Raw genomic sequence first — 9,313 nt, forward strand, 5'->3', positions numbered from 1 at the left:
GGACGGTCCGCTGCGCCCGGATGCCGTCCCGAGGATCCGGGCATCCGGCCGAGGGCGTGTCCTATGAGGGTGTGCCATTGGCCGGCGGCGGCGGCGGTGGCGGTGTGGTGGGCTGGGTGGGCAGGGTGTGTGTGCTGGCTGCCGCTGCTGCGGCGTAGTGTGCGGCAGTGGGTGGGCCGGTGGGGCGGATGCGGCCGATCAGGAGTGCCAGGGCGACACCGAAGGCGCAGAAGAGTCCCAGGCCGATGGCTGCGCGGGAGAATCCGGCGGCGAGGGCGTCGGCGAGTGCGGTGCCGCTGCTGCAGTGGTGGGTGTAGACCGAGCTGAACAGGGCGGCGGTCACCGCGGTGAGAACGGCGGATCCGACGTAGCGGCCCATGTTGGAGATGCCGGAGGCGGCGCCGACCTGTTCCGTGGTGACGCAGGCGGTCGCGACGGACGATGAGGGCCCGTTGGCCAGTCCCAGCCCGACGGCCAGCACCACCAGCGGGACGACGAACGTGCCGTACTCCCAGGATGCGTTGACGAAGGCGAACACGGCGAATGCCGCCGTCGCGATCCCGAAGCCCCCGCCAATCACCTTTCGTGCACCCAGCCTGTCCACCGCGAGCACCCCCGCAGGCGAGCCGGCCGAAGCCACTACGGAATCATCGCCCGCACCCGCACCCGCACCCGCACCCGCACCCGCACCCGCACCCGCACCCGCACCGCACTCACGCAACGCCCCAGCGGCTGTCGCGAAACCCGTCCACCCTGCCGCCCTCCAAAACCCGGCTGCCGACCGCCCGGTGTGGCTTGGCCCCACTGCCGCGCATCCTCTCTGGGCGGGGCGCCGCACGTGGCGTCACCGTAACCGGCACCAGGCGTTCACCCGTTCAACTCTGCAGCGGACACACCGGCACATGCCGACGTTCACCTACACGCGGTCCGGGCGGCTGCACCCCTCACCCGCTACGCCGTCCTGCCCACCGCGGGCGCGGCGCGGGGGCAGGCGCGGACTGGCCGATGGCCGTCCTCGCACACGGCGCTCAGCAGAAGCTGCTTCGACCAGGCCGGCCAGGCCGGCGGTCGGCTGACCACACTCCGGGTCGGTGGCCGCGCCGGGCGGCCAGTTCTCACGTCACACCGTGAACCTGAACCCGGGCACAGGCCTGCCCTGGGTCCGCTCCCGGGAAACGGCAGGTGGATTGCCGGGGCGCGATGACGTCGCTTGCGCTGTTGATGCTCGGCTTCAGCAGCCCCGCGCCGGCGACGGTTCCACACCGGCCGATGTCCTCCGTCGGTCAGGCAGGGCCGAAATCTGACGACTGCCGGAGCACCGGCACGACGACTGTGAGGATGGGGCTGGCGTAGACGCCGCCGCACTTCGCCCACCCGGACCCGGAACCGGACCCGGAGCAGACCCGGAGCAGACCCGAACCCAGACCCGGCCCCGGAAGGTTCAGGCGAAGGGCTGTCTGTCCGGTCGGCACACGGTGCCGGCAGGCGGCAGTGTGCCGTCAAGCAAGTAGCGGCTCTCCCACGTCTTCACGCACCCACTGGCGTTGTTGAACAGGGCGGTGTGGCCGTACCCGTCGTGCGTGAGCAGCCGGGCGTCGGCCAGCTCCTTCGCCATGGCCTCGGACCCCGCGTAGGAAGTGGAGGGGTCGTACGTGGTGCCGATGACGAGCACGGGGTGCGCGGTGCGCTCGTTCCACGGTCCGGAGTACCCGTCGGCGGCTTGGGCCGGCCACGTCGCGCACGGCTCTCCCGCCCACGTCCAGTAGGGGCCGGCGTCACCCGCCCGCCTGGCGCTGTCCTCCGCCAGAAGCCGGTAGGCGGTGGGATTACGGGGGTTGGGGCTGTCACCGCACCACACGGCCATCGCCTGTTCGTCGCCGAGGTACGGGTTGGGGTTGGCGACGGGCGGCGGGGGAGGGAACACGGGTGGCTTCGGGACCTTGCCCTGCCACAGGTCCTGGAGGCGGCGGGCGAGGTCCGTCCAGCCCGGGTCGACGATGTAGAGGGAGCTCACGGTGTCCGCGACCGTCCTGGCGTACGTCCACGAGTCCACCGGGTGTTCCCGGAGGCGCTGCATCAGCTGGTCGTACTTGGCGCGGGTCGCCTCCGGACTGCCGGCCGAGAACGCGCAGCGGCCGGTGCCGGCGGATCCGCACAGGGCGAGGAACCGGTCCAGAGTGGCCGCGGCGCTCCGGTCGGAGCCCATGCGCAGGAACGTGGGCGTCCGGGCGTCCGGCCTGTTTCCGTTCGTCCACGCGGACGGCGCGATGTTGCTGTCCAGGACCATGGCGCGCACCTTGCCGGGGAACATGTTGGCGTAGGTGGCGCCGAGGATCGTGCCGTAGGAGACGCCGAAGTAGTTGAGCTGCGCTTCCCCCACGGCCTGCCGGAGCAGGTCGAGGTCGCGGGCGGTGTCCGCGGTCGACACGTGGCGGAGCAGGTCGGGGTCCCGTTTCTCGCAGAGCCGGCCGAGGTCCTCGTAGGCGTCGATCCAGGCGGTGCGCTCCTTCGCGTCCACGGGGAACCCGGCCGGTTTGGTCCGGCCCCACGCTTCGGCGTCGCGGGTGGTGTCGAAGCAGTTCACGGCGGTGCTGTTGCCGATGCCGCGGGGATCCCAGCTGACGATGTCGAACCGCTCCCGCAGCTCCGCCGGGATGGAGTCGTAGTTCTGCGGGATCTGCACCGTGCCGGGGCCGCCGGGCCCGCCGGGATTCATGAACAGAGTTCCCATGCGACGCGGTCCGTCGGCCGCCTTCCTGCGGATCACGGCCAGATCGATGCTGCGGCCGGCGGGGTCGGCGTGGTCGAGGGGGACCTTTGCGGTGGCGCAGTCGTACGGGCTGCCGGGCGCGCAGGGGCTCCAGTCCAGCCGGGGAACGCCGGCGGAGGGCGACGGCGCGCCCTGAGCGGCGCCGGGTCCGCCCCAGGCGAGCAAGGCCGAGCACACCGCCGCTGCAGCGAGCCCTGCCGCCTGGCGGCGTCGGCGGCCACCTGCCGGTCCGGACAGGGGCATGGCTGGCCTCCTCCGTCACGTCGGCTCCGTCACGTCGGCTCCGTCACGTCGGCTCCGTCACGTCGGCGGGCCGGGCGGCCCCGCCGCCACGGACGCCTTACGACGAGTGCCTCTGGAACCACCAAACCTCGCCTCACCGCCCCGCGCGAGCCGGGGACCACTGGCGCTCGGTGTGAGGAGCAGCCGGATCGGGTTCCAGCCGGCCTTGCTCGGCGAGGGAGGAGAGCGCCTGGTCCCGTGCGGCCGGCACTCCCGCGAAGTCGAAGGCCGCCGCGACGCCGTCCGCGGCGGCCGCCCGCAGCAGGGTGCCGAATTCGGGGTCGGCCGGGTCGAGAGCGGTGTCGGCGCCGAGCCGGAGGGCGCGCTCGCGGGCGGGGGCCAGCGGGTCCCCGGCGATGATCGGGCAGGCTCCCACGAGGCGGAGCAGCTGGACGGCGTGCGCGCCGAGTCCGCCGACGCCCCACACCGCGACGGCCTGTACGGGCCGTACGTACGCACAGGAGGTAATCGCCGCCCACGGGGTCGACACCGCGTCGGGAATGATGCACGCCTGTTCGAAGGGGATCCCGGGCGGGAGGGGGGACGACCGCGTCGGCCGCGGCCACGGCGTACTCGGCCCAGCCGCCGTCGATGTTGACCCCAGAGCCAGCGCTACGTGCCCGGCGGCCGGTACTGAACTCGTTCGGCTTTGCGCAGGGCGTCGATGGTTTCGTCGACGGTCAGGAGGACTGTCGTCTCGAACGAGCTGAGCGCGCCGCCTCCGCTGATCGCCAGCGCGACCGCGGCCATGGAGACGTTGTCGGGGGCTTCCCACAGGTTGTAGCCGTCGTGTGTGCCGAAGGCGTACCAGAAGCCGTGGAGTTTGCCGCCGACGGATTCGATGTACGCCTGAGCGGCCTTTGCGCGGTCCTCGGGGTGGTCGATCAGCCTCGCCCAGGTCTCCGGTGTGTAGCTGAACCTCGATAGGTAGAGCGGCATCATGTCTCCTCTCGATTCCACCAAGGGATGCCCGGAGAGGCGAAAGACGCGCCGGACCCAGCCCGTGTGTCCCCCGAACGGGCTGGGGGCGATGACCGGCACTGGAGATCACCACGAACAATCTCGGAGGCTGTGTATGTCGCGCAGGGGAACTGCGTTACCGGATCGGAACTCGGTTCACCTGCCGACACCCTCAGATCCGCAGGCAGCCGCTGCGACTCACGCACACCCGGAGCGGGGCCGCGCCAGGCGCGCCCGGCGGGAGGTTCTCGCGGTTGCCCTGTACCGTCCGCCCGACCAGGCCGTTGCGTTCGTGGCCAGCCGGTCTCCGGCAGCTGCCCACTCCGGTGCGCCCGGATGCACGCCGCTGACTGGCAGGGAGCGGGATGGGTGGCCAGGATCGGAGCATGCGCGTCGTTCCTGAGGGTCAGTCCGGGCCGGGTGGGCCGGAGGCCGGGAATGACAGCGGCCCGCTCGAGCGTTTCGAGGCGCGGATGCGTCTGCCCGTGATCGCGGCGGCGGTCCTTCCGCTGGTCGTCGTTCCCGAGCCCGGCGAATGGTTCAGCACCGCCGTCAACGTCGCCGCCTGGTTGGTGTTCCTCGTCGACTACGTGATGCACGTACGCCACCTCGACCGGTACACGAGCTCGGCACTGGGCCGTTTCGACCTCTTCGTCGTCATCGCCACGGCCCCCTGGTTCCTGCTGCCCGGCGCCCAGGCCGGACGGTTCGTCGTCGTCCTGCGCGTGGCACGACTGGCCCGCCTGCTCCTGGTGACCAGGGGAGCGCGACGCCTGCTGGCCCGGCTGCAACGGGTGACCCTGGTCGCGATCGGCATGGTGCTGGTCGCCGCGCTGGTCGCCTATCACGCCGAACGGCCGGTCAATCCGGAGTTCGCAACGTTCGGTGACGCCCTCTGGTGGGGCGTGGTGACACTGACCACGGTCGGCTACGGCGACATCGCCCCGCAGACGTCTGCCGGGCGGTGGGCGGGCTTCGCCATCATGGTCACCGGCATCGGCCTCCTGGGCATCCTCGCCGGTATCCTGGCCAGCTTCTTCGGGTCGGATGAGGACGGCGGGCCGGCCATCGCTCCCGACGAGCAGGCACAAAAGCCCGTCACCCACCCCGCCGAAGCCCCGCTCGACACCCTGGCCGCCGAAATCGCGGCCCTCCGCGGGCAGGTGGAGGCCCTCAGCCGGCGGATCGGCGGGTCCGGTCCGGATCCACCGCACCGGGACCGCCCCGGTGACGATCAGCCGCGCTGACCCGACCGGCCCCGAGCGGGCCGCGTCCGCCGCGGCGGCACCGCTGACGGCGGCATTCCTCATCTGGGGCGGCCGGCTCCTGTCCGCCGGCCGGGATTCCCGGACGCGGCCTCGCACCCTTCGGCGTCATCGGAACGATCGTGCTGACCGGCTGTTCGGTGGCCATGACCGTCTACCTGCCGCACCTCTTCGATTCCTACACGAACCGGTACGGCGCTGTCGGAGCGGTCTTCGCCACGCTCTCCGCCCTGTTCGGCCGGAAGGGAGGCGCGGGACGAGCTCGACCGGATCGGCCGCGGCGAACGCCCGCCGGACAACGAGGTCCGTCAGGAGTGGGACACGGTGCTCCGGCAGGCGCGGGCACGCTGGCAAGCACAGCGCGACCGGGTCATCCCGACCCGCCCGACCCGGAAACGCTGACCGGGCACGCTTCAGCCGTCCGACCCCTTCCCCGGGTCCATCGGGGCCATCCGGCGGTCCGTTCGCCGCATGCACACGAGTCTTCCTGGTGAGTCCCGGCCGCTTCGCGGCGTGTGGACGGCATGATCCCTTCTGGTCAACTCGATTCAGAGGAGGAGCGGGGCATGTCGAACATTCCGGCTGATCTGCGGTTCGCCGAGTCGCACGAGTGGGGACGCCTGGAAGCGGACGGTGTGGTGACCGTCGGAATCAGCGACCACGCGCAGCGGGCGCTCGGCGACGTCGTGTTCGTGGAGCTGGCGGAGATCGGAAGGGTCTTCGCAGCCGGCGATGCCGCCGGTGTCGTCGAGTCGGTCAAGGCCGCATCGGACATCTACGCCCCGGTCGGTGGTGAGGTGATCGCCGTCAACGAGGAGCTGGCGGACAGTCCGGAGCTGCTCAACGAGGAGCCGTACGAGTCCTGGATCTTCAAGCTCAAGCCGTCCGACAAGGCGGAGCTGGGCCGGCTCCTCGACGCTGCCGGCTACCAGGCAGCCATCGGCGAGTAGCCCTCTTTCCGGGGCCTGGCCCGGGTTTCATGCCGGGGCGGCGGCCGGGCGTGCCGGCTTCCGCCGGCTGCCCCCGTGCGGCCGGCGCGGGCCGGCCCCGGCCCGGGCGGGGGCTGCCCGTCACGGCGCGAAGCGGCGGTCTCCGGTGAGCGACCAGACCGCGGCGATGCGGCCGTCGGCGATCGCGAGCAGGTCGATGCCGCTCTTGGTGACCGGATTGCCCGCGCCGTCCGTGTACGTGGCGGTCCAGCGGGCGGCCACCTCCGCACGGGCGCCGTCGACCACCGACGGACCGTCGACCGCGTAGGTGAGCCCCGGGCGCTCCTGCCGGTGGGCCGCGATGAACGCACTCAGGTCCGGTCGGCCCAGCGCGGCGTCGGGACCGGTCCCGGGAACCGTGTTGCCGAACCGGAGCCGCGTCCAGCCATCCGGCAGTGCGCTGCCCTGCGCGCGGGGCAGTGGATCCGTTCCGGTCGGGGTACCGGCCGGCACGGCCGTCCGTACCCGGGTCGATCCGTGCGCCGGGGCCGGTGATGGCTCCGTCCCCCGCGAGCGTCACACCGACGATGACGGGCCGGATGGGGTGCGGCGGGACGCCCGGGATGACGGGTGCGGCGGGACGATGCTGAAGAACACGGGATGGAAGGTCAGCGGGGAGATGTGGATCGCGCAGGGCAGCAACGAGACATCGATGTGAGCCGGTCGCGTGAGGGCGGCTTGTTCGGGGGTGAGGAGCAGCAGGGCGCCGTGGGTGAGGGTGTGGATGACGTTCTCGCAGTGGCCCGCACCGGCTTCGACCCCGTGCCGGTCGTGTGCACCCGGAGTCCGCACCCCGGCTGAGGAACGGGTCCGGCCCTTACGGTCGCTGATTCCGGCCGGGGTTCGGGTCAGGGAAGTTTCGGGGTGGGCCCGGATGCTGCGGAGTGCGCCGGGAACCGAGCATCAGTGGGTGAAGACTTCGAACCCCCGTTCCTTGAGCCGCTTCCTCGCTCCTGCCGTGTGGACTGCCGTCGCTCTGGCGGTGACTGCGGCTTTGTGGGCCCCCTCGGATACGGATCCGGGCCTCAGCCCCTTGTCCTTGACCATCAGCGATTTCGCTGCCCTGGACCGTGGAGGCCCGATCGAGACGACGATGGCCCTGCTGGGTGTGGCCTCGTCGGCATTGCTCGTGATGGCACACGCACGGCTGCCCTCCATGCGGGGCCTGGTGTCAGCCCTGCTGGCGGTATGGGCCGTTGGGCTCGTCGTCGCTGCCGTGGTACCGACCGATCCCCTCGCCGCGGAGCTGAGCACGCCGGCTCAAGTGCATCGCTACGCCTCGATCGCCGCGTTCGTCGCGCTGCCGGCTGCCGGACTCCTGCTTGCGAGGCGGCTTGACGCCGATCACCAGGGCAGGCGGACGGCCCGATCGCTGCGCGCGCTGTCGTGGGCAGCGCTGGCCGGCGCCGTGGTGATGGCCTACTCGGCGGGCCCGGGCGGTCGGGAACTGATCGGCTTGGCGGAACGGCTGCTGCTCGGCTGTGAAGTGGTCCTGCTGGGTCTTCTCGGCCGATATGTGCAGCAGCACAGTCCGGCCGTTCGCCATGGCGCCGGTTGACCCGGATCTTGCTGTCACGGCCATGCCCGGCGCGTCCCGACCACCCCGCTCACCGGCGCCGCCGCCGGAGGGCCAGGTGCGTGCTGCGTTCCTCGCCCTTCCGGCCCTGGCCGAGGTGCTGCACTTCGGCAGGGTCGCCGAGCAGCTCGGCCTGACGACCGGCCGGATCAGCCAGACCATCGCCGGCATACAACTCCCGCTCGCCGAGGCACCTTTGCGCAACCACGAGGTCACCGCCGCTGTTCAATGGCGGCGAACGCCGGCGCGCCGAGCCCGGCGATCCCGAGGAGGGTGCCGGAAGGCCCGGCCGGAACGGGCGCGGCTCGTCAGCCCGTCCGCCCCGTGCGGACCTGCCGCACGTCCCGCACGAGCGCGCACGAGGCACTGAGGAAGACGGCAGCGCCGGCCGCGATCCAGAGGCCCGGCGCGCCGGAGCGGTACTCACCGACCGCGAGGACGAGCAGCAAGGTGCCGGACAGGACACCGAAGGCCGAGATCAGAGCGCTGATGCGGTTGGTCACACGGACATCATCGACGATCACCTCGGCCCACGGCAGCGACCCGGACGGAACCGGCCGGCCGGCGCAGCTCGTGGGGCGGCTGCAGATGATGAAGCCGGGCCCCGACGTTGACGTTGGTGCCGGGACCGCCGTCCAGGACGTCGTTGCTGCCGTTGACGCCTTGACGGAGGCGTTGCCCGTGACGGTGGAGGCCGTGCCGCCCGCGGCGCCGTCCTGCCCCCTGCCCGCCCGCGGCGCCGGTGGCCGTGATGGACAGCACGGCTGTACGCACCCGCCGGGGCGACACACCAACGTGTGACCTGCGCCATACCGCAGGGCGGAACGGGCTGTGCCGGTTGGCCGCCCCGATACGTGCGGCAGTGCACGGCCACCGGCAGCAACGCGCCGCCGACGTGAGCTGGCACCACGCCGGCACCGTCCTCGAAGGCTTTTCGCTCAGCCTCCACAAGATTCCAAAAACCGTGCTAGCCTCGATTCCGTTGCAGTTTTGGTACCCATGAATTTTGTGTGCGCCCTACGCCATGCGATGGGCGCATTTTGTGTTTTCCGGCATCTCCGGATGGGTCATCTCGGCGACGGGGACGCGCACGGTGTGCGACCCCAACACCTCCCAGAAGGAGAAGATCATGGCGACCGGTACCGTGAAGTGGTTCAACGCTGAAAAGGGATTCGGGTTCATCGCGCAGGACGGTGGCGGCCCGGACGTCTTCGCCCACTACTCGAACATCGTCTCCAACGGCTTCCGTGAGCTCCAGGAAGGTCAGCGGGTGAACTTTGACGTCACGGCCGGCCAGAAGGGCCCGCAGGCGGAGAACATCGTCGCCGCCTGACCCGAGGCTTCGGCTCTCAGGGGCGCCGCCGAGCGGCCCCCTGGACGTGGGGGGGGGGCCCCCCGGGGGGCCGTCGGGGCGTGGGCGGGTGCCCTGGTGGTGGGCCGCCGGGTCCCCGCCCGGCTGCAGGGCGCGGCC

General features: G+C 71.7%; 10 protein-coding genes and 1 pseudogene. 4 read left to right on the forward strand and 7 right to left on the reverse strand.

The features are described 5' to 3' along the window. Positions 1-61: 61 nt before the first annotated feature. The 4 genes and pseudogenes from AB0O36_RS35320 to AB0O36_RS35335 all read right to left on the reverse strand — a co-directional run bounded on the left by AB0O36_RS35320 (position 62) and on the right by AB0O36_RS35335 (position 3,991). Positions 62-580 carry a hypothetical protein gene (locus AB0O36_RS35320; RefSeq protein WP_365117677.1) on the reverse strand — a complete coding sequence of 173 codons (519 nt, stop codon included), beginning with the start codon at positions 578-580 and terminating at the stop codon, positions 62-64. An 861-nt stretch (positions 581-1,441) separates the two neighbouring features. Next, the gene (locus tag AB0O36_RS35325; protein ID WP_365117679.1) at positions 1,442-3,013 is read right to left on the reverse strand and encodes an alpha/beta hydrolase; all 1,572 of its coding nucleotides are present in this window, start codon (positions 3,011-3,013) and stop codon (positions 1,442-1,444) included. Positions 3,014-3,209: 196 nt separating this feature from the next. Beyond that, positions 3,210-3,654, reverse strand: a pseudogene (locus AB0O36_RS35330) (zinc-binding dehydrogenase); the annotation flags it as partial. A gap of 10 nt (positions 3,655-3,664) precedes the next feature. After that, a complete protein-coding gene (locus tag AB0O36_RS35335) occupies positions 3,665-3,991 on the reverse strand; it encodes a GYD domain-containing protein (RefSeq protein WP_365117681.1) in 327 nt (108 codons plus the stop codon). A 407-nt stretch (positions 3,992-4,398) separates the two neighbouring features. Between AB0O36_RS35335 and AB0O36_RS35340 the strand changes: the two genes are divergently transcribed. Together AB0O36_RS35340 and gcvH are read left to right on the forward strand one after the other, a co-directional pair. Further along, entirely contained in the window at positions 4,399-5,259 is an 861-nt protein-coding gene (locus AB0O36_RS35340) for an ion transporter (protein WP_365117683.1), read from the forward strand. Between the two features lie 584 nt (positions 5,260-5,843). Then, positions 5,844-6,227: a glycine cleavage system protein GcvH gene (gcvH, locus tag AB0O36_RS35345; protein ID WP_365117686.1), complete on the forward strand. Its 384-nt coding sequence runs from the start codon at positions 5,844-5,846 to the stop codon at positions 6,225-6,227. A gap of 120 nt (positions 6,228-6,347) precedes the next feature. On the opposite strand, the gene AB0O36_RS35350 is transcribed toward gcvH, so the two are convergent. Next, entirely contained in the window at positions 6,348-6,719 is a 372-nt protein-coding gene (locus tag AB0O36_RS35350; RefSeq protein ID WP_365117689.1) for a nuclear transport factor 2 family protein, read from the reverse strand. Positions 6,720-6,782: 63 nt separating this feature from the next. After that, the gene (locus AB0O36_RS35355; protein ID WP_365117691.1) at positions 6,783-7,058 is read right to left on the reverse strand and encodes a hypothetical protein; all 276 of its coding nucleotides are present in this window, start codon (positions 7,056-7,058) and stop codon (positions 6,783-6,785) included. An 82-nt stretch (positions 7,059-7,140) separates the two neighbouring features. Here AB0O36_RS35355 and AB0O36_RS35360 point away from each other — a divergent pair, with 82 nt between their 5' ends. Beyond that, positions 7,141-7,824, forward strand: coding sequence for a DUF998 domain-containing protein (locus AB0O36_RS35360; RefSeq protein WP_365117693.1), 684 nt, complete (start codon positions 7,141-7,143; stop codon positions 7,822-7,824). Positions 7,825-8,150: 326 nt separating this feature from the next. On the opposite strand, the gene AB0O36_RS35365 is transcribed toward AB0O36_RS35360, so the two are convergent. Further along, positions 8,151-8,345 carry a hypothetical protein gene (locus tag AB0O36_RS35365; RefSeq protein WP_365117695.1) on the reverse strand — a complete coding sequence of 65 codons (195 nt, stop codon included), beginning with the start codon at positions 8,343-8,345 and terminating at the stop codon, positions 8,151-8,153. 626 nt (positions 8,346-8,971) lie between these two features. Between AB0O36_RS35365 and AB0O36_RS35370 the strand changes: the two genes are divergently transcribed. Then, positions 8,972-9,175, forward strand: a complete 204-nt coding sequence (locus AB0O36_RS35370) for a cold-shock protein (RefSeq protein ID WP_365117697.1) — start codon at positions 8,972-8,974, stop codon at positions 9,173-9,175. The last annotated feature ends 138 nt before the right edge of the window (positions 9,176-9,313 follow it).

The sequence above is a fragment of the Streptomyces sp. NPDC089799 genome (genome assembly GCF_040684755.1).
Lineage (GTDB): Bacteria > Actinomycetota > Actinomycetes > Streptomycetales > Streptomycetaceae > Streptomyces.

Bases quoted from the DNA above. Each gene is read 5' to 3' on its own strand.
- AB0O36_RS35370 (WP_365117697.1), top strand. From the start codon at position 8,972: ATGGCGACCGGTACCGTGAAGTGGTTCAACGCTGAAAAGGGATTCGGG.
- AB0O36_RS35360 (WP_365117693.1), top strand. From the start codon at position 7,141: ATGCTGCGGAGTGCGCCGGGAACCGAGCATCAGTGGGTGAAGACTTCG.
- gcvH (WP_365117686.1), top strand. From the start codon at position 5,844: ATGTCGAACATTCCGGCTGATCTGCGGTTCGCCGAGTCGCACGAGTGG.
- AB0O36_RS35335 (WP_365117681.1), bottom strand. From the start codon at position 3,991: ATGCCGCTCTACCTATCGAGGTTCAGCTACACACCGGAGACCTGGGCG.
- AB0O36_RS35325 (WP_365117679.1), bottom strand. From the start codon at position 3,013: ATGCCCCTGTCCGGACCGGCAGGTGGCCGCCGACGCCGCCAGGCGGCA.
- AB0O36_RS35340 (WP_365117683.1), top strand. From the start codon at position 4,399: ATGCGCGTCGTTCCTGAGGGTCAGTCCGGGCCGGGTGGGCCGGAGGCC.